Consider the following 24496-nt stretch of genomic DNA (forward strand, 5'->3'; position numbering starts at 1 on the left):
CCTCTAGGCATTTGTTCGTTTAAGGAACAAAGACCCTGTAACTTGTTCCCATATACTTCAAAATATACATTCCTCGGTGTTCAAGCGCAATAGACAAATCACTTCCCGAGGAAATTTCTCGCTTTATCAAATTACCCTGCACATCAAACAGAGCAACCGGTTCTGCAAAAGTCAAACCACTAAGATAGATTCGACCTCTTTCCACTGAATATTTCAACGACGCACTTGCCGAAGGCACCTGAACCGAAATCGTTCCCGACGAAGACCCCAGTTCCGCAGAACTCGACGAACTTTCTACCAGCGAGGAACTGGAGCTCTTTTCTTTCAAGAGCCAGTCGGCATTTTCTACAGATGTGTATATGCTCGTATCACGAGAGAACACGTACTGCGGTCCAACATTCTGGGTCTTGTCACCATTTTTGAGGAGCCAGTTACCAATCTTCTTTCCCGTATTGGGGTCAGAAATGCTATCGCCCCAAACCACAAGACCCTTGCAATCGGTATAGACCGTATCGAACACAATATTGTTCACATAGCGCACAATGCCGTATGTAGATTTGCGGCCATCAAGGGCAAGCACCGGGAAACGCCCGTTGTGGCACCAAATATTTCGGTTAGATACCGTCTGGAACTTCGTATTCAACATCCACGCAAATTGCGGAGACTCCATCAGGGACTCTTCAAGCCCAGTCGTATCGCCTGGAAAAGCTTTTTCTAGCATCACGGAATCATAATGATTGCCTACATGCTCACCACCCAGGATTACATTGTAAAGCGGAGCCTTGTTCCCAACATCCGAGATTTTATAAAACACTGCGTACGAATTATAGACGCTACCCGAATCGGCTCCGACAAGGCCGCCCGTATACATGCCAACAGTGTTAGAAACTTTGGTTCCAAGAATAATCCATGAAGCTCGAACACCACAATCCTCTACAACACCTTTATCAGACTGTCTCGCCACGATGCCACCCGCATAGGCTGCGGGGCTAATTTCAATACCACCAGGATTCGTAAGATTTGCAGACAACCGAAGCGCTTTGGAGTCATCGATAGAACCATAGTAGGATTTAGAAATCTTTCCCAAATTATAGGCTGCAATGCCGCCAATCGCCACGCCACCGTCACCGGCACGTCCCAGAGAGCCCGTATATTCCGCCCACTCTACAAGACCACGATTTTCGCCGACAATGCCCGCAACAAGTCCAGTAACAGTCTCCATATCGCCGACCATCTTGACATGGTCAAGCGTTCCCTTGTTAAAGCCACAAATGCCTCCCAGCACCAAAGGAGAATCATCCTTCAGGTCGCCTTCAACACGAGATTCCGAAACGGTTCCTTCGTTTGCACCCACGACGCCCCCCATGAACAACGAAATCATCGAACCATGAGGGGGCACAATCAAATCTTTCACGTAAGCATGAGTCACCGAACCACGATTGTGTCCAACAACTCCGCCCACATATAAATACATCGTATAAGCATTCACCATTATCGAGGCTGCCGTAGTAGCGGACTTCACAATTTCCGTAGAATAGGTTCCTTTCGCTACGGCCTCACAATCAATCACACGGACACTATCGACAAGGCCTCGGTTTTCCCCAACCACGTTCCCGACAAAAGGATAGAAAAGCGGCATATTCGCGATTTCATCAAAAGAGTAGACCGTATCAGAGCCAAGGTGTTCCACCTGAAGGACACTCTTTTCTAGCGTGAAATTCTTGACGACGCCGTTTTCGCCGACAAACCTGAAGAACCCGTTAAAGACGGAATCCACATTTTCTTGCGAATACTCGGAATGCGCCCCCAAAATCGTCTTGCCCGCGCCATCGAAGATACCTTCGAACGCAAGAGAATCAGACGGACCGATAGGGTTCCAATAATTGGTATCGCCCGACACCGAATCCCAAAGGACGATATCGTTTTTCAGGACAGCATTAATTGCGGTTTTGCCCGAAGCGACCTGTTTCGAGAACCAGGCCAGTTCCTTAGCCGAAGAAATCTCGTAATAAGATTTCCCGCCTAAAGAAACTTCTGCCGGTTGAGCGGCAAAATCAGTCCACTCTGCAGCAAAGACCCCCACGGCTACTGCCATAATAGATAGTATTACTCGTAGCACAAATCCTCCTTCTTTTCATTGCCCTAGAGTTTTAAAGACTGCTACTGTTTTTTATACAGCAGGTTCACGCCGCCGAAGAGGGCGCGCATGTTGGCCTTGAGCGTATCGCTAGAGACGCCGCGGCCTTCGACTTCGACGTTGTTCGCCTTCAGCACAATGCGGCTGAGGCCTCGACCCGCCCACATTTTGTCCTTTTCAGGCACAACGAGCTGACGGTATTTGACGAGTTCCACCGGCATGCCGATTTCACGCATGAGCATGAGGGCCGCCTCGATCGGGCCTTCGGCCGTCACGGACTTCACCAAAGATTCGCCATCCTTCTTGAAGTGGAAAATGAAGCGATTCTCGTCGGGGATAACCTCGATGTTGTTGAACACCAGGCGACCGTTCACATTCACGAAATGTTCGCGGAACACATCCAGCACGCGTTCGGCAGACAGTTCGCCTTCTTTTTCGCTGCAAGCTTTCAGAATCGGCTGCAGTTCGGCGGCTTCGGCAAGAGACATCTTGTAGCCGAACTTCGTGATGATTTCGTACACGGCGGTACGGCCACTCTGGCTTGTAAAGCTGAGCGAATCGTTCTGGTGACGACCGATAATCGAGTAGTCAATGGGGCGGTAGGCACCCTTCTTCATGTCCTTCGTCTTGGAGGCGCCATCCTGGTGGATGCCGCTACGGTGCACGATTGCTTCGGCGCCAATCAACGGAGCGCGACTATAGATGCTGATACCCGACCACTGAGAAATCAAGATAGCCGTTTCATAAATGCGTTCCATGTGCAGGCCCGTATTCACGCCGGAGTTATGCAGCGCAACCGCGACTTCGTAGAAGTTCGTATTGCCGCAGCGTTCGCCCAGGCCGTTCAGCGCGACTTCCAACTGGGTTGCACCCACGAAGAAGCTTTCGACGGTTGCGGCCGTCGCCATACCCAGGTCATTATGGCAGTGCACCGAAATCGTAATATCCTTCGGCAGGGCTTCGTACACCTGCTTAATCTGATTCACGTACAGGAACGGACGATAACGTTCCACCGTATTCGGCAGGTTGATGGTCGTCGCACCGGCTTCGACCACGGCCTTCAGCACGTCAATCACGAAATCCATATTTTCGAGGCAGTCACCGAAATGTTCGGCGCTGAATTCCACGTCGCCCTTGTCGCCAACGAGCGACTTTGCAAACTTCACGCAATGCACTGCCTTTTCCTTCACCTGTTCGGGGGTCATGTGCAGCACATGTTCCATCGAGAGCGGGCTTGTAGCCAGGAAGGTATGGATACGCGGATGCGGAGCGTACTGCACGGCCTCCCAGCAGCGCTGGATATCGCTTTCCACGCAGCGGGCCAGGCCCGACACCACGATGCGCTTTGCGACTTCGTCGCCCTCTTCGGCCATCTTGGCGGTCAGCAGGGCAAGTTCCTTACACGATTCAAAGTCCATCTCACTCGAAGCCGGGAAACCGACTTCGGCACCCTGCACGCCCAGCTTGAGCAACTGAAGATAAACATCCTTCTTTTGCGCATTATTCCAGGGCTTCGGAAGCGCCTGGTTGCCGTCGCGCAGTGTTACGTCATAAAAGAAGGGTTGTCTTGCATTCGTATTTTCGCTCATTTTTTCCTTATCTCCTTGCCTGTCCAACAAGGCTCAAGTTCGTTTTTACGTCCAAAAAATAGAAATTTGACTTAAAAAAAGAACCCGCATCCTCATTGGAGCGGGCCTTATGGTTTAAATCCTTGGGTTAAAACTCTAAAATCGTCTTGAACCTATGCTTAAAAACCGGCTTGCGCTCCAGCGCAACGTCCTAGTAGGTTAATAAGTCGTAGATCCAGAATCATGTTCATGTGCAGAAAGGTAATAAAAGTAGGGATTTTTGGCAAGAGTAATTGAAAACTCCCGGGCGTGCACGCCCGGGAGCTACTCCACACAAAGTTCTTGCCGTCCCGAACACCTCAGAAAATGCGGCAAGAACTATGCGACTCTTAGATCCTTCTCCCCACAAGGGGGATCATGCTCACATAAGCGCTAAAGCGCTAAGTGATCAAAGAGACTTCGCCCTTATGGGCTCCGCTCAGGATGACACTCTACCGTTTCACAATTTTCTGCTGGTAGGCCTTGCCGCCCGCCACTAGACGCACCAGGTAAACACCAGGCTTAAGGCTGGACAAATCCACACTGGACTGCGACACCGCCTCGGTCGACATCTTTACAATGTGACCATTCACATCGAAAATGTTCAGGCGGCGCACATCCGCATTGATTTCAAGACGGCTTTCGCCAGCAATGTAGCGCATCGGAGAAGCAACCTGCATCTTAACGGCAATCGCCTGGGATTGTTCGCTCGAAGAACTTTCCACTTCTTCCTGAGAGCTGGAGGACTTTGCCTCGGAACTAGACGAAACCTCTTCGGAGCTAGAGGACTTGGCTTCGGAACTTGAAGACTTCGCCTCAGAGCTAGAAGACTGCTCCGACGAGCTCGATTCCACGGAACTGCTGGATGCCGGCGCCACAGAACTGGAACTTGCATATTCCATAACTTCGCCGTTGCTTCCCTTGTAAGCCATCAGGGCATCTTTCAACTTCTGGTTCACTTCGTAAGCGGCATCGTCCACCGAGTTGTCGAACGCCCACTTGAAATCGCCACCCTGCACGCGGCCCGCATAGGTACGCACATTCGCCAAAGCCTGCTCCGGAGAATCTGCCGTATAGCTGTACATCACGGAATTGTCGGTATCGAAGTTGTTGTAGGTATTCGCACCGGCATAAGACTTGACCGTATTCGGAACCTTGTCGTTGCGGCTAGAAACCACGTAGGCGTCAAAGTCGGCCTTGGTATCGATGGAGCCAGCAGCCGTTTCAGAGCCCTTGAGCACATACTTGCTTGCTCCATACGGAATGAACGTGTAAGAACCTTCCATGTGGTTGTTGTAAGCCTTGATCGTACCGCCATCTTCGCTGCTGAATGTCGGATTGTTCTTGGTATCGCGAGTGGAGCCGCCAGCATACACGTCGCTTCCCTGCATAGACGTCATCATCGGGTACTTGCAATTACGGAAGTAGTTCGCTTCCATAAACACGGAAGAGCCCTTCGTAGAACCGGCGCCGTATTTGGCCACGCCATCGTAGTAGTTATTGTACACATGGGCGCTGTAGAAGCGCACGCGCGGATGGCGACTGTCGGAATGGTCGTACCAGTTGTGGTGATAAGTAATGTAGAGACCGTCGGTCGTGCCTTCGGAAAGTCCGAGCAAATTGGACTTGCCGTTATCCCAGAAATGGTTGTAGCTGAAGGTCACGTAGGTTGATTTTTTGCAATCCAAGGCACCGTCGCCCTTGACCTGGTCCTTGTCGCTACCCGCATGACCGTAGAAAAAATCGCAGTTGTGCACCCAAACGTACTGGTTGTCCTGCTGCAAGCCGATGTTGTCGCCTTCGTCGGAATCCACGTTCATGATACCGAGGTTACGGATTTCGACATCGAAAGCGTTCTTGACACGGATGCCCCAGCCGTTCGCCGTAGCGTCATTACCGATACCTTCGATTGTCATGGACATACCTTCTTTTTTGCCCATATCAACCAAGATATCGCCTTTGTCGGTTACTTCGGGGTCAGTCACGTTACCAATCAGGCGGAAATCCAGCGGACGCGTGTCGTAGCCTTTCTTGTAAGCAGTCAAGATGTTCTGCCAGCCGACGCATTCCGTCACAGCTCCCTTGCTGCTAGTCACCACATCTAGCTTGACCGTATTCTTAGTCGATTCCGTAATGTAGAGAACAACAGCTCCACTCTTGAGCGTACCGTCAGCCTTGTAGGCGCCGGGAACGTGATTGTTGCTGAACGCGAAACCCGCACGATCATGAGCCTTGACATCCAAGGACTTCGAAGTCGTCGAAGCGCCTTCCTTGCCGCCCTTGACCGAAGCCACCTTGAGCGTGTAGCTACCAGCCTTGAGTCCGACCACATCGACGCGGTACTTGGAACCGTACTTGCGAATGAGCTGACCGTCCACCTTGACGTTGCTTGCGCCGGCGCCCGTATAATAGACATTGTAGCTGTCCGAACCATCGGAAGCCCATTCGGCAAAAGCAGATTCAAGCCAGCCTTCGGCCTTGTTGATCGACACCTGGGCATAAGCCCCGGCAAATCCGAGAAGCGCTACACCGAGCGCTACTCTAGAAACCATTTTGGAACCTGTTGAAACCATATTCATCCATCCCTTTTTGAAAATGTTCTCAAATTTCTTCTCAAAATATACACTCAAAGCCCAACAAAAGCAATACAAAATTCAATATTTATTTGATATTTTTAAAGATTTTACAATTTAGAATGTTCTCAAAAATATAAAAGTCCTTAATTTTTTGACAATACAAGCGATCTACAGACTTTTTCGATCTGAAAAAGAAAACTTGACTGTCACACTGATTCGAAATGCCTAACGGCATTTCTGAGAAAAAAAAGATTTTTCGTTAGAAAAATCGAATTCGTGTGACAATTGGGGTTTTAGGGGCGAAGCCCCTAGGCGAGGGAGTGGAGAGCAACGTAGTGCGAACCAGGGGGAAACCTCCCCCTCACTCATTTTAAAGAGTTTTTCGCGAAATTTTGCACTTTTTAGGCCAAAATCTTCATATATTGAAGGTATGAAGTTGTTTGAGCGTATTTTTTCTACCCTTTTGGTGCTTGCGGCATTCTGTTTTGCCGACACCACATCAATCACTCCGGTCGATTCCACAAAGACGGCAACCGACTCGGTCATCACCCAAGAAACTAAAAAGCATGCAGTTTGGATTAAGCTCGAAGGTGACGTAGAACCGTCCATGTTTGAATTCTGCGCACGCGCCATCGACAACGCCCTCCAAGAAAACCCAGACTACATCATCTTTGAAATCAACACCTTCGGTGGCCGTCTCGATGCCGCCTTTGACATTGTCGATACCATCATGGCCGTCAAGGGCCCGACCACCATCGCGCTCGTGAAAAAGAAGGCTATTAGTGCAGGTAGCCTTATCGCGCTCGCCTGCCAAAAACTCTACATGCTCGAAGCCACCACGATCGGCGACTGCGCCCCCATCGTGCAGGGCGGCGACGGCACTCCGCAAATCGTCGGCGAAAAAATCCAGTCGCCCTTGCGCGCCAAATTCAGGAACCTTGCCCAGCGTAACGGCTACCCGGAGCTGCTAAGTTCTTCTTTCGTGACGCCGGAACTTGAAGTCCTCGAACTCACCGCAAAACTCGACAAGGGCAAAAAGACCGAACGCGACACCATGCTCATTATCGAAGGCGACAAATACAACGTCCTCGACAGCGCCGCCAAGGCATTCTGGGGCGCCCCGAAGATTCTCGTGAAAGAAGGCGAGCTTTTGACCATGACCGACAAGGAAGCGCAGGAACTCGGGTTCTCGAAGGGAACGTTCAAGGACCGTAGCGAATTCGAGACCGCACTTGCCATCGAAAGCCGCAGCGAAGTCGAGACCACCTTGGGCGAAGATATCGCCTCGGCCATCGCGGCTATCGCGGGAATCCTTTTGATTCTCGGTTTCGGTGCGCTCTACATCGAATTCAAGACGCCCGGTTTCGGCTTGTTCGGAATCATCGGCATCATTCTCATCGCCATCGTGTTCCTCGGGCAGTTCGCCCCGCAGCTTGACGGCTACATCCCCGCCATCCTGCTCGTCGCGGGCGTAGCGCTGTTCCTGGTTGAAATCTTCGTGATGCCCGGAACGTTCCTGTTCGGCGTAGGCGGCATCGCGTGCATGATCTTGGCACTTGCGCTGTCGTACTCCCCCGCCGACATTCCCGATTACGTTCCCGAAGCTGTCGAAGAATCCTTTGACGCCACCCCCTGGCTGTTCGGATTGCTTTACATGCTAACCTGCGCGGCGATAGCGCTCGTGTTCCCCATTGCCGCAAGCAAGTACCTGGTTCCGCTACTCCCCGAAGGCTGGACTCCTATGCTCAAGACCGACCTTGAAACCGCTGCCTCGCCTACCGAAGCCGTGCAAGAAGTTTCTGTCGGCGACGAAGGTATCGCAAAGACATTCTTACGTCCGGTCGGCCAGGCCCTTATTAACGGAAAACTTTTTGACGTGCAGACCCACGGCGAAATCATCGAAGCCAGCACCCGCATCAAGGTGACCGCCGTACAAGAAGGCCACATCTGGGTGACGGTTGCTAAAGCTGAAATGGAAGGCTAGCGTCAATCCTTCACGCAGCGGACTGACGCCCCGTATTTTTTCCGGGTTTTCGAAAAACGGACAAATTTGTAAATAGTGAATTCAGCAACCATCGCCGCGTCTTTCTCCGATTCATTTGACAGCCAAATTTGGGCGTTATTGCGGGCAGTTCGAACCGATTCAAAGAACCATTCCTTGGTATAATCTTGACGCCAATCTGCAATATTCGAAGGCAAAACCGTAAAACCATAATAATCAAATCCACCTCCGCGGGACACCCAATCCCGGGAAGATTTCAATAAAGGCCCACAATTATTTTGACCATCCTCAACACAGTTCAGTTCCGAGAACAATGCGTTCCATTCGGTCGTATCCGGCAAATGCCAACCTTCCGGACAGACTCCACGAATAGTCCCCTTCGGGTTGCATAATTCACTAAAGCCGCATCCCTTGCCTCCGTCACTAAAGATTCCCGCCGAATCCATCGCCGCAGGCCACGTGTAATAGCGGCCATAAGAAGAATCGCAGTTTCCCAAGCTATCGGTGAGGCAAACAGAACCATATATCGATACGGAATCTCCCACCTGGTAGTCGTAATTCAAGTTTTCCGCCATCCAGGTCTTGTCGCCAATTTTTACGGTCTTGTAAACTTGCCCATCACGAGCATCCGTCATCGACCCTTCCTCCACCTCGGAAGGCAAGATTCCCGGAATATACCTGCTCGGATCATCAATATGAGTGTACCCCTTTATGCAACGAATGTACAACTTATCTGCGGCGCCCTGATAAACGGCATCGCTATAGAAACTAAAATACCTTCCGTTTAGATGAGAGCCGACGCTCCAAAAACCAACATGAGTATGATTGTTACTGCCGCTCAAATCGGGAGAAGGCCTCGCAGAAAAACCATACTCATCGGAACCATTGCCGTCGTAAAACCACCCCGTTAGCGATTTTAATTTTTTGCCAGCAACATCTGCACCCCCTACGGCATCAAGCAAGGTATCCCAATCACTGTCACCCGGCAAGCGCCAACCTTCAGGACAAATTCCACGGACCTGTTCGTTTGGCTTACACACTAACCCATTACAGTCCAAACCGTCATCACTAAAGACTCCAGCTGAATCCATCGCGGCGCCAAACGGGTACAAGCGCCCATACAAATCACAAGTTTTAAAGCCGTCAGGAAAAACATAATCGTTGCCGTAATAGATGGGACATACACCTTCTTCCTTAAGAAGCGAATCTACCGCATAGATATAGTTCAGGTTCTCCGCCATCCATGTTTGATTACCGATCTTCACGGTCTTGTAAACCTGACCGTCACGTTCATCGGTCATTTCTCCATACTCGACCTTCGGATTGAAAAAATCTTTCTTGTCTGCTTTATCCCATAAAGCGAGATTTTCGGTATTCAGCAAAGATTTCTCGTAAGGACCACTCCCGTCCTTCAGGCATCGCACGGGAACACCCCTAGTAACTTCATTGAAATAGCCCATAAACCAACCCATAACAGAGGTTTCGTTATTGTAATAATAAGCTCCAGCTCGATAATTAAACGCTATGCAACTCCGTTCACCCGTATTTTCGTTATCATAGTAATCAGAAGTCAAAAAGAAGACCTGCGAACAATTCCGTTTACTCATCGGCATCGCCGAGAAACCAAAAGCATCCACCCCTTGTTTTCCATCAGCCCAACCGAACCTTGATTTCAGCATCGCAGCATCAACTTTGTCATCTTTACCAACTGATCTGAGGAGTACATTCCACTCAGCAACACTAGGGAGATGCCAACCTTCTGGACACGAACCTGACATTGTATACCACCTTCCATAAATTTTGCAGTTACTTTCTAGGCTATCTGGGCACATGGAACGATCAGCAGCATAATTCAAGTTTTCCGCCATCCAAGTTTGATTGCCGATCTGCACAGTCTTGTAAACTTGGCCGTCGCGTTCATCGGTCATTTCACCATAGTCAATATCAGGGTTCAGGAACTGCGACTTGGAGGTTACCTCGGGACATTTTACTTCAGCGAACATAGACGAATCAGACGGATCTTTTGAACCATCTTTGTCCTTATCCGAGTCGTTCTCCTTCTGTGGAGCATCATTCGCTGCAACGCTGCTTGAGCCTCCGTCTTCGAGACAGGCGTTCAGGCATAAACAGGCAAAAGCCATGAAAGCACAAAATGCAACTATTCTGAAAAAAAGTCTATACATGACCAGGTTCCTCCCTTGTCCAAATATTCTTATATCAAAGATAAATCTTTTCTTTACTCAAATTATGTATATTACGAAAAGAAAACAAAAAAAATGGAGATAAACAATGGATACTCTTCTTATCGTTGGAATCATCATCGCGGCGATTGCCGTCATCGTTTTGCTCGCCTTTATTGGCAAGTTCTTCAGCCTATGGCTGCAGGCCTTGTTCTCCAAGGCAAACGTGAGCATTTTCCAGCTTATCGGTATGCGCCTGCGTAAGGTGCCGCCGCAGGTGATTGTTGAAGCCCGAATCCTCAGCTGCAAGGCAGGCCTCCCGGTCGACACGAACCTGCTCGAAGCCCACTACCTTAGCCGCGGTAACGTGCTCCGCGTGATTCAGGCTTTGATTGCCGCCAACAAGGCAAACATCAAGCTCGATTTCAAGGAAGCCGCCGCTATCGACCTCGCCGGCCGTAACGTGCTCGAGGCCGTGCAGATGTCCGTGAACCCGAAGGTGATTGAAACGCCGAAGGTTTCCGCCGTGGCTCTCGACGGTATTCAGTTGCATGCCGTGACCCGTATTACCGTGCGCGCCAGCATCCAGAAGTTGGTGGGTGGCGCTGGCGAAGATACCGTGGTCGCCCGCGTGGGCGAAGGCATTGTGTCTTCTATCGGTTCTGCAAAGAGCCACAAGGACGTGCTCGAAAATCCGAACATGATTTCCAAGAAGGTGTTGGCCTCTGGCCTTGATGCCGGTACCGCATTCGAAATTCTCTCTATCGACATTGCCGACGTGGACGTGGGCCAAAACATTGGCGCCATTCTCGAAACCGACCGTGCCGAGGCCGACAAGAAGATTGCACAGGCCAAAGCCGAAGAACGCCGCGCCATGGCGTACGCCGCCGAACAGGAAATGAAGGCCAAGGTCATGGAAATGAAGGCAAAACTTGTGGAAGCCGAAGCCCAGATTCCGATGGCCATGGCATCTGCCCTTCGCGACGGCAAACTCGGCGTGATGGACTATTACAACCTCAAGAATATCGAAGCCGACACGCAAATGCGTAAAGAAATCGGAGCTGCCCCGGAGACTAAGTAGTAACCATGGAAGGACTACTCATTCTCATAGGGATATGGGTTCTCGATATCGTCATTAAGAAGGTCGCGGCCAACCGAAGGGAGCAACAGCAACGCGAACAACAGGTGCCGCCGCAATACCCAAACGATGACGATGAATTGGACGAATCCGAAGAACAGGCGCAAGGGTACCACCCTCCGCGCTCGTTACAGGATTTGATCCGTCAGTTCGAAAATGCCCAGCGTGAGGCGACGCAAGGCAACATCGAGCCCCCCACTCCCCCCGTGCAGCGCAAGCACCCAGAGCAGTTGACGCTCCGCGACATAGCCGAGGTCGTGATTGAAGTCGATGAAGTCAATCTGGAATTCTTGATGGAAGAATTCGACGTTGACGAAAACACCGCCGCCGAGATGCTGATGGACCTACAGGCCCACCGCATCGTAGGCCACGACATGGGCGAAGGCGACTGCGACGTTTTAGTGCACGATCTGGAAGAACTCGACAACCTGCTCAATCACGAAAAAATCGCCGAGCAAGAAAGAAAAGAATCCCTTAAAAAGGCCGACGATCGTGAAGCAGACGAAGAAAACAGCGCCCGACAGCGCGAATTGGATCGCCAACGTGAATTGAACGCTCTTGAAGACCGCGCCAGGTCTGCACGTGAATCTGCCGCCGCATTCATGGGAAATGACGTCGTCAGCGGAACCGAACAGGCTCCGCGCCGCGCACCCCTTGTTTCGACTAAAAACCTTACCGACGTGCGCAAAGGTTTCATCTGGGCAAAAGTCCTGGACGAACCCCGCTTCAAGCGCCGCTGGAGCACTCAGTACCGGTAATTATTTACCGAACCACTTGACCGTAACATCAACGAATTTGCCGTCTTTCTTCATCGAAGCAAGGACGGCATTTATTGTATCGCGGAGAGCCTTGTCAGCCTTGCGGAATCCGACTGCATAAAATTCATTGTACACGCCATCTTCCAAAATGGCATAGTTTTTATTGTTCAAGACATTCCAATACTTGGCTGCGACTTCATCCATAAACACTGCATCGACAGAATCTTGCACCATAGCATCCAGCGCAAGGTTCATAGTTTCAAACTGCACGATTTCCTTGACATCCTTTTTAATTTCAGACTGTTCGATCATCGACCAAGCAGTCGAAGCATACTGGACACCAATCTTTTTACCCTTCAAAGAATCCAAGCTATTGTAGGCCTCATTCTTCACCATGAAAACCAGTCTGTTGGTGAGGTAAGGATCGCTCAAGTTCATGGCCGAAGCTCGAGATTCGTCGACGCTCATGCCATTCCACACGCAGTCAATATTTCCCGTATTCAATTCTTTTTCCTTGTCAGCCCAAGGAATCAAGTGCAGTTTAAGTCTCAGTCCCAGACGAGAGCAAACCTCACGCGCTAGGTCAACATCAAAACCCACAACATTGCTGTCCTTATCGGTAAAGACCATGGGCGGATAATCCCCCATATGGCCCATCACCAGGATTCCAGAAGCCTTTACTCTATTGTAGGAATAATCCGAATTCAGGGATATTTTTTTTTCATTGCACCCAGAAAGAGCAACAATGCAGGCAATCGCAGAAACAACCGAGAAAAACTTATTCATGACGTTTTCCTTTTTTAGATGCTTATTTGCCAAACCACTTCATCGAAATTTTCACAAAACGACCATCAATTTTCATCGTATTCAAAATGTCATTTACGGCATTGCGGAGCGCCTGGTCATTCTTGCGGAAACCGACAGCAAGTTTTTCTTTTATATGAGGGTCTACCCAAAAAAAGTATTCTTTCTTGTATTTATAGATCAGATACTTTGCGATGACCTCATCCACGTACACAACGTCTACGTCGCCGCTGTCCAAAGCCGCAAGCGCCTTGAGGTTGTCTTCAAACGCGATGATTTCCTTGGCTGACATCCCTATCTTCGACGTGACAAGATGATCTTGCGAAGTGGACCCCTTCTGCAAGGCAATTCTCTTACCCATTAGCGAATCCATATTCGCAAGCGAAGAATCCTTCACCACAAAGTACATGCCATTTTTTAAGTACGGATCGCTCAAACTCATCGAAGAAGCTCGGGCGCTATCGACACTCATGCCATTCCAGATGCAATCGATTGCCCCCGAATTCAGTTCATGTTCCTTGTTTTCCCAATTAATCGGAACTGTCTTGAGTTTGATACCTAGGCGGGCGCAAACTTCTATGGCAAGATCAATATCAAAGCCAACGATGTCGCCATCCTGGTCGTAAAAGCCCATAGGCGGATAATATGCATCGAGGCCAATGACCAATTCGCCCTTCGCCATCACCTTCTTGTAAGAATCATCTCCACTTTCACAGCCAACGGAAGCCAGAGCAAGGGCAACAAGAGCAATAAACGCAAAAATCTTTTTCACTTTTCAATCCTTCTTCGTCATAAAAATAAGATTTTTTTCTACAAAAAATAGGCTGTTGCGCTAAATTGCAGGCTCCATAGTTTCATGGGGGACGCTTCTCGGTAAGCGGCCCCCCTTGTCATTTCGACAATTCCCTCCTTTTCGATGCGGGTCATGTCCATGACAAAGCGCATTCCAAGGAAACAATCCCAGCCGATATTAAATCCACCACCGACAACAAGAGACCAGCCGAACGGCTCCACGTCGAAGTCAAAGGATTCATCACCATCATCTTCGATTGAAGCGATATCACCATCAACATTCAGGTTAAACTGGGCGCCAGCCTCAAGATAGAACTTTGATATCGGTACGACCCGAACCAAGACCGGAAATGCAAATCTATACACATACAACCCGAAATTCATCTGGTCACCATAGGGGTCTTCGGGCGGGATGCCATAAACATCTTCATCCAGCCTGAACCAGGCCATACTAAATTCAGCCTCGCCTACAAACCCGACAAAGCCGTTCAGACGATACATGTACGAAGCGCCGATTGCTATTCCCATTCCCCCAAAATTACCCAACGCAGCCTCCCCGACACCGTCTTTTGCCGAGCCGAACGTGCCCTTTACCAAAGCATTGTCCCACACATAGTCAACCCCGAAAGCAAGGCGCCCGCCAAAATAATGCGATTTGTCTTGAGCAGCACCTTCTGCGAAGGCGATTGATGCAAACAGCAGCGCCAAAATGCAAATTCGGACCTTTTTCATATCTTCTCCTGCTTTAAATATAAACTATTTTCAGTCGAGCTCATCTTTTTTCTGTATTTATTGTATTTTTCCCATAGGGATCGAGGAAAATATCATGAGAAAGCTACTCAGGAAAATCAGCGTATTCGCGTGTTCCATATTCTGGGGGAACGGCGCAAGAAGCGGGAATCCGTTCAGGTTTATCCGCAAGTACTGGGCACAACTGCTCCTTTCTTCCATTGCCATACAGACAATCGCCTGCGCATACGGCGGCGAAGACCCGTACGACTATTCCAATGATTGCGAGCCGGTATTCGACACCGAAAAATTCACGAACGAAGGCTATACCGACTGCGAAAAGCAGATTGTGGAGCAGGCCCTGATTGCAAAGGACCTGCAAGACAATCTGGGCAAGCGCGAAGACGCCACCATAGAAACCTGGAACGAGGTACGCCAGAAAATCAGCGAGATTGCCGAGACCTGCGACATGAAAGCTCTCGAAACCGAGGGCTCAATCTCGTCGTACTACTGCTCAGACGGCAGAACCATAAACGTCAGCGACCACTAAAGGCATCAAGCTTTTGAGAACCTGCTCAGGAACTGCGCGAGGCGCTCGTTGCCCGATTCGCGGAACACGTGGTCGGGGGTTCCCTGCTCCACGATGACCCCACCGTCCATGAAGATGACCTTGTCGGCCACGTCCCGGGCAAAAGCCATCTCGTGGGTCACGATGACCATGGTCATCTTGTCTTCGGCAAGTTTCTTGATAATCTTGAGCACTTCGCCGGTGAGTTCCGGGTCCAGCGCAGAGGTCGGCTCGTCGAAGAAAAGTATCTTCGGGTTCATCGCGAGCGCGCGGGCAATGGACACGCGCTGCTGCTGGCCGCCGCTGAGTTCGCAAGGGTAAGCCTTTTCCTTACCTTCAAGGCCCATGCGCTTGAGCAGGAACCGCCCCATGGCGCGGGCATCCTTGCGTTCGTCCCCCAGCACACGCACCGGAGCAAGACAAAGATTCTGGAGCACCGTCAGGTGCGGGAACAAGTTGAAGTTCTGGAACACGAGTCCCGTAGAAAGGCGAATTTCACGAAGCGTTTTAGCCGGAGCATACTTGACCGCAGCGCCCTTCGCCGAATCATTCGGCACCACCATGTCCTTGCCGTCGACCTGCACCAGGCCGCCGTCAACCGTTTCGAGCTGGGTAAGGCAACGCAAAAGCGTACTCTTGCCGGAACCGCTGGGCCCGATAATCGAGAGCACCTCGCCCGCCTTCAGGTTAAACGAGATATCCTTGAGCACATGCAAGTCGCCAAAGGACTTCTTGACGTGTTCTACCTTGAGGATCGGCGCAGATTCGTTCACGTTTTCCATTCCACGCCTCACTTATAGTAATTGAGCTTGCGTTCCACGTAGGCAAAAAGCACGCTCAGTAAAAGGTTCGCCACATAGTAGAATACGCCCGCCACGAACAGCGGGTAAATGCTCGCATAGGCGGCCTGCTGTTTCTTGGCCAGCGCAAAAAGTTCCGTCACCGCAATCACCTGCGCCAAGGACGTGTCCTTCACCAGGGTGATGACTTCGTTAGCGCTTGCTGGCACCACGCGCTTTACCACCTGCGGGAGGATGATGCGGAAGAACGTCTGCGTGCGGGTCATGCCCAGCATGTAGGCCGCCTCGTACTGCCCCTTGGGTATGGACTGGATGCCCCCGCGGAAAATTTCGGCAAAGTACGCAGCATAGTTTATCGAAAACGCCACAATCACCGCCGGGAAGCGGTCAAACGAAAAATCCACGCCCGCATATTCGCTCAGGTAGTAGGAGCCAAAGTAAATCGCCACAATCTGGAGCAGCAAGGGAGTGCCGCGCATCACCGAGATGTAGAACGACACCGGGTAACGCACCACGCGCCACTTGCTCATCTTGAGGACCGCAATGAGCAGGCCCAGCGGAATCGAGAACAGGAGCGTGAGCCCGAAAATGGCGAGCGTCGTGCAGAAGCCGCCCCAAAGGATAGGCAAAAGCGTTGACAATTCCGACATTACTTGCCGAACCACTTGGCAGAGATTTCGTCGAACTTGCCGTCGGCCTTCATGGCGGCCAGGGTAGAATTCACGGCATCGCGCAGGGCCTGGTCCTTCTTGCGGAAACCCACAGCGTAGACTTCATCGGAGAGGCCTTCCTCGAGCACCGTGTAGTCCTTCGCATTCGTCACAATCCAGTACTTGGCCACGATTTCATCCAGGAACACGGCATCGACACCGCCCTTGTCCAAATCCATGAGCGCCGTCTGGTTGTCATCAAACGGGACGATTTCCTTGGCGGCCTTGCCCGCTTCGGAGGCATCCAGCAGCTTCTGGGCGGTAGAGCCGTTCTGCACGGCAATCTTCTTGCCGGCGAGGGCCGCGAGATTTGCAAGTGCCTTGTCCTTCACCGTGAAAATCATGCGGTTCTTGAGATACGGGTCGCTCAGGTTCATGGCCTTTGCGCGGGCGCTGTCCACGCTCATGCCGTTCCAGATGCAGTCAATCTTGCCGGTGTTCAGTTCCTGTTCCTTCGCATCCCAGGAAATCGGCTGCGTCTTGAGTTTCACGCCCAGGCGCGCACAAACTTCGGTGGCGAGGTCGATATCGAAACCCACGATGTTGTTGTCCTTGTCGCGGAAACCCATCGGCGGGAAGGAATCGTCGAGACCGAGCACAAACTCGCCCGCCGCCTTCACCTTGTTCAGGGATTCATCGGCCTGAGTCTTGGATTCCGCCTTCTGGTCGTTACAGGCAGAAAGAACCGCGGCACACGCAAACGCCGCAAACATCGCAAGAATCTTTTTCATCTTGAAGTCCTCTTTTTGATTTACAAGAGAAATATAGAAAAAGGGCCGCATTTCAATGAATACGGATAATCAAGCAGCCCTTTTATTTAACGCCTGAATGATTCGCTTTTTATTTTTTTCACCAAAACAGGAGTTTCAAGGCGAATTGGGTTGGCATATCAATTTTGAATAATGTATATTATGGGGGAGGTTTATATGGAAGTTCTGAACCCGACACAGCTACATCTTCTAAAGATGTTCTCTTTCGCCAAGGATTCTGAGTCTTTGGAAGAAATTCGTGTTGCCCTGATGGATGTCTTTGCCAAGAGGGTTGAAAAAGACATGGACGATCTTTGGGATTCCGGCAAATGGGACAATAAAAAGAACGAAGCTGTCTTATGCGAACACTTGCGAACTCCCTATAAAGCTGTATGAGAATTGTTCTCAACAGCAATAAGCAGAATCGTTATACTACGCAAAAAGGGCCGCATCGCTGCGGTCCTTTTTATAATGTTGGTCTGGATCCTTCGACTCCGAGGCTACGCCTCTTCGCTCAGGATGACAATGCCGGATATTAATCGTTGCGCTTGCGCCCTGCGGGCTTAAGCGCAGACTCGCGGCGCCTCGGTCATGAGCAAGCGAGCTTGCTCGCGACGCTCGGCTTGCTAGTCCTTTCCATAAACCTTTTCGGCGTAGGTCACGGTGGCGCCGAGGTATTCGCGGTTCATCTTGGCGATGTAATCCACGGTGATACCCTTCGGGCAGGCGGCCTGGCATTCGTAAAGGTTCGTGCAGTTGCCGAAGCCTTCCTTGTCCATCTGAGCGACCATGGCAAGCACACGCTTCTTCGCCTCGACCTTACCCTGCGGCAAGAAGCTGAGGTGAGAGACCTTCGCAGAAACGAAGAGCATTGCAGAAGCGTTCTTACAAGCGGCCACGCAGGCACCGCAACCGATACAGGCGGCAGCGTCGAAGGCGCGGTCGGCATCGGCCTTGGGAACCGGAATCGTGGAAGCTTCAGGAGCGGCACCGGTGTTCACAGAAATGAAACCGCCAGCCTGGATGATGCGGTCGAATGCGGTACGGTCCACGGCGCAGTCACGGATAACCGGGAATGCGGCGGCGCGCCACGGTTCGATCACGATGGTATCGCCATCCTTGAACTTGCGCATGTGAAGCTGGCAAGTGGTGGTCGCATGGTCAGGACCGTGCGGCATACCGTTGATGACGAGAGAGCACATGCCACAGATACCTTCGCGGCAGTCGTGGTCGAAGGCGAAGCCTTCCTTGCCCTGCTTCATCTGTTCTTCGTTCACGATGTCGAGCATTTCCAGGAAGGACATGTCCGGAGAAACATCGTTGATCTTGACAGTTTCGAACTGTCCCTTGGTCTTGGCATCCTTCTGACGCCAAATCTTCAAAGTCAAATTCAGTCCGCTCATTATTTGTAGCTCCTAGTAGCGAGGTGGACGTTATCAAAGGTAAGAGGTTCCTTGGAAAGTTCCGGTGCGACACCGTCGCCCTTGTACTCCCAGGCACCCACGTAGCAGAAGTTCTCGTCGTCGCGCTTGGCTTCGCCTTCCGGAGTCTGGCTTTCTTCGCGGAAGTGGCCGCCGCAAGATTCCTTGCGGTGCAGGGCGTCGAGAGTGAGGACTTCGGCGAATTCGAGGAAGTCTGCAACGCGGCCGGCACGTTCGAGGTTCTGGTTGAAGGAACCTTCGGAGCCGAGCACGTTGACGTTTTCCCAGAATTCGGCACGGAGGGCCGGAATCTTCTCGAGGGCAGTCTTGAGGCCGGCTTCGTTACGAGCCATGCCCACGTATTCCCACATGATGTTACCGAGTTCACGATGGATATCGTTAACAGTGCGGTGACCCTTGATGGAGAGGAGCTTGTGGATGCGTTCTTCGGTCTGCTTCTTGCAGTCTTCGAACGCGGCATCGGATTCGGAAACCTTCTCGAGCTTGGTGCCCGCGAAGTAGCCGCCGATGGTGAACGGAATGACGAAGTAACCGTCGGAGAGGCCCTGCATAAGAGCAGAAGCGCCGAGGCGGTTTGCACCGTGGTCGGAGAAGTTGGCTTCACCGAGAACGAAGCAGCCCGGAATCGTGGACATCAGATCGTAGTCCACCCAGAGGCCGCCCATGGTGTAGTGGATGGCCGGGAAGATACGCATCGGGACCTTGTACGGGTCTTCGTCGGTAATCTTTTCGTACATCTGGAAGAGGTTGCCGTACTTGGCAGACACGCCTGCAACGCCCATGCGCTGGATAGCGTCGGCGAAGTCGAGATAAACGGCCTGCTTGGTGGAACCCACGCCGAGACCTGCGTCGCAAACCTGCTTGGCGTTACGGGATGCCACGTCACGCGGCACGAGGTTACCGAAGCTCGGGTACTTTTCTTCGAGGTAGTAGTAACGGTCTTCTTCGGGGATCTGGTCCGGAGAACGGGTGTCACCCGCCTTGCGCGGGACCCAGATACGGCCGTCGTTACGGAGAGATTCGCTCATCAAGGTGAGCTTGGACTGCAGGTCGCCGTGGCGAGGAATGCAAGTCGGGTGAATCTGCGTGTAGCAGGGGTTAGCGAACAGGGCGCCACGCTTGTAGGCACGGAAAGCGGCCGTCACGTTAGAACCCTGGGCGTTTGTAGAAAGATAGTAGACGTTACCGTAACCGCCGGTGCAAAGGCAGACAGCGTCACCCACGTGGCTTTCGAGTTCGCCAGTGATGAGGTTACGGACGATGATACCGCGAGCCTTGCCGTCGATCACGACGAGGTCCATCATTTCGCGACGCGGGAACATCTTCACCTTACCGGCGGCAACCTGGCGCATGAGAGCCTGATAGGCACCGAGCAAGAGCTGCTGACCCGTCTGACCGCGGGCGTAGAACGTACGGGAAACCTGCGTACCACCGAAGGAACGGTTGTCGAGGAGGCCACCGTATTCACGACCGAACGGAACACCCTGGGCGACGCACTGGTCGATGATGAGGTTCGAGTTTTCGGCCAAGCGGTGCACGTTGGCTTCGCGAGCGCGGAAGTCACCGCCCTTCACGGTATCGTAGAACAGACGGTAAACGGAGTCGCCGTCGTTCTTGTAGTTCTTGGCAGCGTTGATACCACCCTGGGCAGCAATGGAGTGTGCGCGACGGGGGCTATCCTGGATGCAGAAAGACTTGACATTGTAACCAAGTTCGGCAAGGGATGCGGCAGCGGATGCACCGGCAAGGCCAGTACCAACCACGATTACCGTGAACTTACGCTTGTTGGCGGGGTTCACGAGTTTGAGTTCGAACTTGTGCTTGGTCCACTTTTCTTCGATGGAACCACCGGGGATTTTAGAATCAAGAATCATTAGTGGGCTCCTTAAAATTAAGCGTTAAAAGAAACTTCGACGGTGCCAACAGAAGGAATCACGAAAGAAGTCTTGGCGGCTTCCTTGTCCTTCTTCATCTGTTCGTACTGCGGCTGGAGGCTGCGGGACTTTTCGATGAGGGCCTGGGTACCCGGCTGGTTAGCGAGGTAGAAGGCTGCAACGGCGGTGATACCGAAACCGAGGGCAACGATAATGCTGTAAGCGATACCGGCGATGTCGATAATCGGGGTCCACTTCTGGTGAGCAATGCCCATGGTCTGGAAGGCAGAAGAAATAGCGTGGAAGAGGTGCATACCGATCACGAACATGCTGACCACGTAGAATGCAGCCCAAGCCGGGTTAGCAAACATCTGGATGGTGGTGAGCCACATGTCGCGGACGATTTCACCTTCGGCATTCACATAGAGGTAGTGTTCGCCGAACTTGAGCATCATGAGGTGCTGCACGAGGAAGCCGAGAATGAAGAGACCGGACCAGATCATGGTGAAGGTCGCGAAAGTCTTCTTGCCCTTGCGAGCGTTGACTTCGTAGTCGATGCCACCGCGAGCCTTCTTGTTCTCGATCTTCAGCTTGATAGCAAGGAAGATGTGGAGAGCGAAAGCAGCCACCAGCACCAGTTCAACAAGATAAATCATCTTGATCGGGAAGTGGAGCGGGTTGAATCCGGTCAGGAATTCGGTGTAGGCATTGTAAGATGCCTGTGCCGCAGCCTGATCGAAATTCAGAAGCTGGAAGTTACCACACATGTGGCCGAAGATGAACAGGGCGAGGAACGCGCCTGTGCATCCCATGATCTGCTTCTTACCGATGGAAGAGGTAAGATACTTGACGATCCATTGCATTGAGTTGTGTCTCCTTGAGGGGGGTTATTTTTGAAACTTAGAGGACGCAGCAGGCCTTGAGGCTCGGCATTTCGTAAGCGTAGCGTTCGTCTTCCTTGAACCAGAAGTCCAGTTCGCGCTTGGCGGATTCGGGGCTGTCGGAGCTGTGCACGACGTTTTCGGTCATGGAAGGGGCAAAATCGTAGCGGAGGGTACCGGGTTCCGCCTTAGCCGGATTGGTTGCACCGTTGATAGCGCGAACCTTGGCAATGGCATTTTCGCCGCCGAGGGCGAGCATCACGGACGGGCCCTTGGTCATGTAGGCTTCGAGTTCCGGGAAGAACGGCTTTTCCACGTGTTCGGCGTAGAAACCGCGAGCATCGGCAGAGGTCATCTGGTGCATCTTCACGGCGCAGACGGAGAGGCCTGCAGCGATGTAACGGTCGATAATGCGCCCGATGAGGCCAGACTTGACCGCATTGGGCTTGATCATTGCAAATGTCATTTCCATAGTAGGTACCTTTTGTTTTAAGATGTGGGAAATATAGATATAATTCGGATTTCGGAATTCAGATTTCAGAATTATAAACGTCATTGCGGACGTAGCCGAAGTAATTCACTCCGAATTCCGAATTCTGAATTCTGAATTTACTCTTCGGCCTCAATTTTCTTCATCAGATCTTCGGCGAGTTTGCCGTTACTCTTGATGTTGTCGACGAGCCACTGGGCAGATTCCTTGAGTTCGCTATTCGGATACTTCTGGAGGAACTCTTCGAGTACTTCGAGAGCCTGTTCATTCTGACCCAGGTTTTCATTGAGAATAAAGCCTCGACTGAACATGGCCTTTTCTGCATTAGGGCTATTCGGCCACATCTTGTAGAAGGCATAATAGTCGCCTTCAGCATCCTGGAATTCTTCATTTTCGCTTTCGATCTGGGCCATTTCATAAGCGACATGCTCGAACAGGCTGTCATTATCGGCATAAGCGAACATGACCTTACGGTATTCGTAGTAGGCATCAGACTTCTTGCCTGCCTGATAGAGAGAATCGGCACGAGCCAGAAGAACGCTAGCAATCATGGTCGGCTTATACTCGGCAACGCCCGTGTCATAAAGGTGAACCGTCGCCTTGGAATAGGCTTCAGCAGCAAATCTTTCGGACATGAGTCTTTCGACTTCGTCAGAACGGCGAGCATAAACCACAGGAATACTTTCTTCGAAAGTCTTGCCAACATAGAGCATGCGGTATCCCATGTAATATTCATGCTTGTACATATTTACCGGGAAGGCCGCAACCTTGCGAAGGTCGTCCTTAGCTTGTTCGTAATCGTAACCCACATGAATCGGGGAACCCGTGCGGTCATACAAGGCTTTAAGCGTGTCTTCGGGAATATTTTCGCAACCGAATTTTTTCTGGATGTAATGTTCACTCAAGTAATCCCAGCGAGACTGGCGGACCATGGCCCTGTATTCCCAGCTATGGTTCAAGTGAGCTTCTTTTGCAGCATCCGCAAAGGCAAACGCTTCGGCAAGCATCGACACAATGCGGTCATGAAGGTTGCGGTTCATTGCACGTTTGACAAACTTTTCATTAAAGCGGATCATGTCCGCTTCCGTGAACACGGGCTCCCCAGCCTTGGTAATCAGCACGACAGAAGTGTCTACGTCAAAGTAGAACCCCTCCTTGATTGCATTGGCAATACCCACATCGACGCGGTCAAAGGGCTTTAACCGAGAAGCGTCGATACCGGCCAAGTAGAAGACATGGAACGTATTATCGCTTGCCTTGAGCACCGGCGTTACAAAGCCCGGTTCCTTGTCCTTGAGCGTCGGCATCAACTGAGGCACGACACCAATACCATAAGGCAACACGTAATCGACCTTGACATGTCCTACGTAACCGCTATCCTTGGCCGTTTTTGCATTCTTGCTATTTGCTACAGCCACCGACTTGAACTGTTCGAGAGTCGGCTTTTCTGTAAACAGGCCAGCAAGTTTTGCGGAATCCGCCTGCACATGGTAAAGTTCGTAGCCGGGAACCGTCATGAACTTATCCTGATGTTTGTTGTAATACACCTTCGGATCGACAGGAGGAAGTTCCTTGATTTCGATATTGTGCTTTGCGAGAACATCCGTAGACAATTCCTGTTGCAGAGCGATACGGCGAGCATCAGCAAAAGACTTTTTCGCCTTCAAGGAATCTTCGGCTGTCGGATTTTCAAGCTTGAGAGAATCCTTGATATAGGCTGCGAAAGCATCGGCGTTCTTGGAAGCGTAATAGTAGCTTGCAACCAGAGGACGCACCGACAAGAAATCACCGGTAGAATCTTCGGGGAACATGCTACGGTTGGCATCATAGAACTGACGGAGTTCTGCATCGCTATAAGTCATGTTTTCTGAGACGTAGTAGCGCTGGTAGACCATCGTGAGCACGCGTGCGTCGAGGTCGGCGTAGTAAGCCTTCCATTGCTCTTCCAGTTCGGGATATTCTTCAACAGCCTTAGCCGAGAGAGCCGCCTTTGAATACAGATTGTCGTAAAGGTACTGATTCTTGACAGCCTTGAGCCCACCTGCATTTTTCAGAAGCAGTGCATAATCTTCTTGATAGACCTTTTCACCATCGATGCGAGCCAGGAGCGTATCCTTGTCGCCGATACCGTTACAGCCGTTCAATATAAACAGCGAGGCTAATGAAACGAGAGTCAGAAGTTTTGCCTTCATATATCCTCTAAAGATTTTTCATACTAACTTACAAAAAATTTAGCCCACGAACCGTGAGCCAGAGCCC

At 51.3% G+C, this 24496-nt stretch carries 20 protein-coding genes; 5 read left to right on the forward strand and 15 right to left on the reverse strand.

The window, feature by feature from the left end:
- Positions 1-19: 19 nt before the first annotated feature.
- The 3 genes from B7988_RS04045 to B7988_RS04055 all read right to left on the reverse strand — a co-directional run bounded on the left by B7988_RS04045 (position 20) and on the right by B7988_RS04055 (position 6296).
- Complete coding sequence (locus B7988_RS04045) at positions 20-2095, reverse strand: hypothetical protein (protein WP_088656916.1); 2076 nt, start codon at positions 2093-2095, stop codon at positions 20-22.
- 65 nt (positions 2096-2160) lie between these two features.
- Positions 2161-3726 (reverse strand): 2-isopropylmalate synthase LeuA2, encoded by a 1566-nt coding sequence (leuA2, locus tag B7988_RS04050; RefSeq protein WP_088656917.1) that lies wholly within the window; start codon positions 3724-3726, stop codon positions 2161-2163.
- A 470-nt stretch (positions 3727-4196) separates the two neighbouring features.
- Positions 4197-6296 (reverse strand): T9SS type A sorting domain-containing protein, encoded by a 2100-nt coding sequence (locus tag B7988_RS04055; RefSeq protein WP_088656986.1) that lies wholly within the window; start codon positions 6294-6296, stop codon positions 4197-4199.
- A gap of 454 nt (positions 6297-6750) precedes the next feature.
- Between B7988_RS04055 and B7988_RS04060 the strand changes: the two genes are divergently transcribed.
- Positions 6751-8304 (forward strand): ATP-dependent Clp protease proteolytic subunit, encoded by a 1554-nt coding sequence (locus B7988_RS04060; RefSeq protein WP_088656918.1) that lies wholly within the window; start codon positions 6751-6753, stop codon positions 8302-8304.
- A 2-nt stretch (positions 8305-8306) separates the two neighbouring features.
- Here B7988_RS04060 and B7988_RS04065 read toward each other — a convergent pair whose 3' ends face one another.
- Positions 8307-10463, reverse strand: coding sequence for an FISUMP domain-containing protein (locus B7988_RS04065; protein WP_163414390.1), 2157 nt, complete (start codon positions 10461-10463; stop codon positions 8307-8309).
- Between the two features lie 148 nt (positions 10464-10611).
- Here B7988_RS04065 and floA point away from each other — a divergent pair, with 148 nt between their 5' ends.
- Positions 10612-11583, forward strand: coding sequence for a flotillin-like protein FloA (gene floA / locus B7988_RS04070; protein WP_073054943.1), 972 nt, complete (start codon positions 10612-10614; stop codon positions 11581-11583).
- A 5-nt stretch (positions 11584-11588) separates the two neighbouring features.
- Positions 11589-12398 (forward strand): hypothetical protein, encoded by an 810-nt coding sequence (locus B7988_RS04075; protein WP_088656920.1) that lies wholly within the window; start codon positions 11589-11591, stop codon positions 12396-12398.
- On the opposite strand, the gene B7988_RS04080 is transcribed toward B7988_RS04075, so the two are convergent.
- From B7988_RS04080 to B7988_RS04090, 3 genes are read right to left on the reverse strand one after another with little or no spacing between them, the layout of a single operon-like run.
- A complete protein-coding gene (locus B7988_RS04080) occupies positions 12399-13184 on the reverse strand; it encodes a transporter substrate-binding domain-containing protein (RefSeq protein ID WP_088656987.1) in 786 nt (261 codons plus the stop codon). It lies immediately after the preceding gene.
- 22 nt (positions 13185-13206) lie between these two features.
- Positions 13207-13974, reverse strand: a complete 768-nt coding sequence (locus B7988_RS04085) for a transporter substrate-binding domain-containing protein (protein ID WP_073322489.1) — start codon at positions 13972-13974, stop codon at positions 13207-13209.
- A gap of 38 nt (positions 13975-14012) precedes the next feature.
- A complete protein-coding gene (locus B7988_RS04090) occupies positions 14013-14726 on the reverse strand; it encodes an outer membrane beta-barrel protein (RefSeq protein ID WP_088656921.1) in 714 nt (237 codons plus the stop codon).
- 94 nt (positions 14727-14820) lie between these two features.
- Between B7988_RS04090 and B7988_RS04095 the strand changes: the two genes are divergently transcribed.
- Positions 14821-15273 carry a hypothetical protein gene (locus tag B7988_RS04095; RefSeq protein WP_088656922.1) on the forward strand — a complete coding sequence of 151 codons (453 nt, stop codon included), beginning with the start codon at positions 14821-14823 and terminating at the stop codon, positions 15271-15273.
- 5 nt (positions 15274-15278) lie between these two features.
- Here the strand turns inward: B7988_RS04095 and B7988_RS04100 are convergent, their stop codons facing one another.
- The 3 genes from B7988_RS04100 to B7988_RS04110 are packed head-to-tail and all read right to left on the reverse strand — an operon-like array spanning position 15279 to position 17532.
- The gene (locus B7988_RS04100; RefSeq protein ID WP_088656923.1) at positions 15279-16073 is read right to left on the reverse strand and encodes an amino acid ABC transporter ATP-binding protein; all 795 of its coding nucleotides are present in this window, start codon (positions 16071-16073) and stop codon (positions 15279-15281) included.
- A gap of 8 nt (positions 16074-16081) precedes the next feature.
- Entirely contained in the window at positions 16082-16741 is a 660-nt protein-coding gene (locus B7988_RS04105) for an amino acid ABC transporter permease (protein WP_072978795.1), read from the reverse strand.
- On the reverse strand, positions 16741-17532 hold the full coding sequence (locus B7988_RS04110) for an amino acid ABC transporter substrate-binding protein (RefSeq protein WP_088656988.1): 792 nt from the start codon (positions 17530-17532) through the stop codon (positions 16741-16743). Before B7988_RS04110 ends, B7988_RS04105 begins: the two co-directional genes overlap by 1 nt.
- Before the next feature lie 195 nt (positions 17533-17727).
- Between B7988_RS04110 and B7988_RS04115 the strand changes: the two genes are divergently transcribed.
- Positions 17728-17946: a hypothetical protein gene (locus B7988_RS04115; protein ID WP_072811069.1), complete on the forward strand. Its 219-nt coding sequence runs from the start codon at positions 17728-17730 to the stop codon at positions 17944-17946.
- A gap of 230 nt (positions 17947-18176) precedes the next feature.
- Here the strand turns inward: B7988_RS04115 and B7988_RS04120 are convergent, their stop codons facing one another.
- The 5 genes from B7988_RS04120 to B7988_RS04140 all read right to left on the reverse strand — a co-directional run bounded on the left by B7988_RS04120 (position 18177) and on the right by B7988_RS04140 (position 24429).
- Entirely contained in the window at positions 18177-18953 is a 777-nt protein-coding gene (locus B7988_RS04120) for a succinate dehydrogenase/fumarate reductase iron-sulfur subunit (protein ID WP_073054923.1), read from the reverse strand.
- The gene (locus B7988_RS04125; RefSeq protein WP_073114345.1) at positions 18953-20866 is read right to left on the reverse strand and encodes a fumarate reductase/succinate dehydrogenase flavoprotein subunit; all 1914 of its coding nucleotides are present in this window, start codon (positions 20864-20866) and stop codon (positions 18953-18955) included. The genes B7988_RS04120 and B7988_RS04125 overlap by 1 nt, the downstream gene beginning before the upstream one ends.
- 17 nt (positions 20867-20883) lie before the next feature.
- Entirely contained in the window at positions 20884-21729 is an 846-nt protein-coding gene (locus tag B7988_RS04130; protein ID WP_073320616.1) for a succinate dehydrogenase cytochrome b subunit, read from the reverse strand.
- Between the two features lie 37 nt (positions 21730-21766).
- Entirely contained in the window at positions 21767-22219 is a 453-nt protein-coding gene (ndk, locus tag B7988_RS04135; RefSeq protein WP_072797367.1) for a nucleoside-diphosphate kinase, read from the reverse strand.
- Between the two features lie 137 nt (positions 22220-22356).
- Positions 22357-24429: a peptidyl-prolyl cis-trans isomerase gene (locus B7988_RS04140; RefSeq protein ID WP_088656924.1), complete on the reverse strand. Its 2073-nt coding sequence runs from the start codon at positions 24427-24429 to the stop codon at positions 22357-22359.
- Positions 24430-24496 lie beyond the last annotated feature (67 nt).

The sequence above is a fragment of the Fibrobacter sp. UWB1 genome (assembly GCF_002210325.1).
In the GTDB taxonomy this organism is placed as follows: domain Bacteria; phylum Fibrobacterota; class Fibrobacteria; order Fibrobacterales; family Fibrobacteraceae; genus Fibrobacter.

What these genes read in the sequence shown, in the direction of transcription:
- B7988_RS04045 (WP_088656916.1), bottom strand. Translation starts at nt 2,095, where the DNA reads ATGGCAGTAGCCGTGGGGGTCTTTGCTGCAGAGTGGACTGATTTTGCC.
- leuA2 (WP_088656917.1), bottom strand. Translation starts at nt 3,726, where the DNA reads ATGAGCGAAAATACGAATGCAAGACAACCCTTCTTTTATGACGTAACA.
- B7988_RS04055 (WP_088656986.1), bottom strand. Translation starts at nt 6,296, where the DNA reads ATGGTTTCTAGAGTAGCGCTCGGTGTAGCGCTTCTCGGATTTGCCGGG.
- B7988_RS04060 (WP_088656918.1), top strand. Translation starts at nt 6,751, where the DNA reads ATGAAGTTGTTTGAGCGTATTTTTTCTACCCTTTTGGTGCTTGCGGCA.
- B7988_RS04065 (WP_163414390.1), bottom strand. Translation starts at nt 10,463, where the DNA reads ATGGCTTTTGCCTGTTTATGCCTGAACGCCTGTCTCGAAGACGGAGGC.
- floA (WP_073054943.1), top strand. Translation starts at nt 10,612, where the DNA reads ATGGATACTCTTCTTATCGTTGGAATCATCATCGCGGCGATTGCCGTC.
- B7988_RS04075 (WP_088656920.1), top strand. Translation starts at nt 11,589, where the DNA reads ATGGAAGGACTACTCATTCTCATAGGGATATGGGTTCTCGATATCGTC.
- B7988_RS04080 (WP_088656987.1), bottom strand. Translation starts at nt 13,184, where the DNA reads ATGAATAAGTTTTTCTCGGTTGTTTCTGCGATTGCCTGCATTGTTGCT.
- B7988_RS04090 (WP_088656921.1), bottom strand. Translation starts at nt 14,726, where the DNA reads ATGAAAAAGGTCCGAATTTGCATTTTGGCGCTGCTGTTTGCATCAATC.
- B7988_RS04095 (WP_088656922.1), top strand. Translation starts at nt 14,821, where the DNA reads ATGAGAAAGCTACTCAGGAAAATCAGCGTATTCGCGTGTTCCATATTC.
- B7988_RS04100 (WP_088656923.1), bottom strand. Translation starts at nt 16,073, where the DNA reads ATGGAAAACGTGAACGAATCTGCGCCGATCCTCAAGGTAGAACACGTC.
- B7988_RS04105 (WP_072978795.1), bottom strand. Translation starts at nt 16,741, where the DNA reads ATGTCGGAATTGTCAACGCTTTTGCCTATCCTTTGGGGCGGCTTCTGC.
- B7988_RS04110 (WP_088656988.1), bottom strand. Translation starts at nt 17,532, where the DNA reads ATGAAAAAGATTCTTGCGATGTTTGCGGCGTTTGCGTGTGCCGCGGTT.
- B7988_RS04115 (WP_072811069.1), top strand. Translation starts at nt 17,728, where the DNA reads ATGGAAGTTCTGAACCCGACACAGCTACATCTTCTAAAGATGTTCTCT.
- B7988_RS04120 (WP_073054923.1), bottom strand. Translation starts at nt 18,953, where the DNA reads ATGAGCGGACTGAATTTGACTTTGAAGATTTGGCGTCAGAAGGATGCC.
- B7988_RS04125 (WP_073114345.1), bottom strand. Translation starts at nt 20,866, where the DNA reads ATGATTCTTGATTCTAAAATCCCCGGTGGTTCCATCGAAGAAAAGTGG.
- B7988_RS04130 (WP_073320616.1), bottom strand. Translation starts at nt 21,729, where the DNA reads ATGCAATGGATCGTCAAGTATCTTACCTCTTCCATCGGTAAGAAGCAG.
- ndk (WP_072797367.1), bottom strand. Translation starts at nt 22,219, where the DNA reads ATGGAAATGACATTTGCAATGATCAAGCCCAATGCGGTCAAGTCTGGC.
- B7988_RS04140 (WP_088656924.1), bottom strand. Translation starts at nt 24,429, where the DNA reads ATGAAGGCAAAACTTCTGACTCTCGTTTCATTAGCCTCGCTGTTTATA.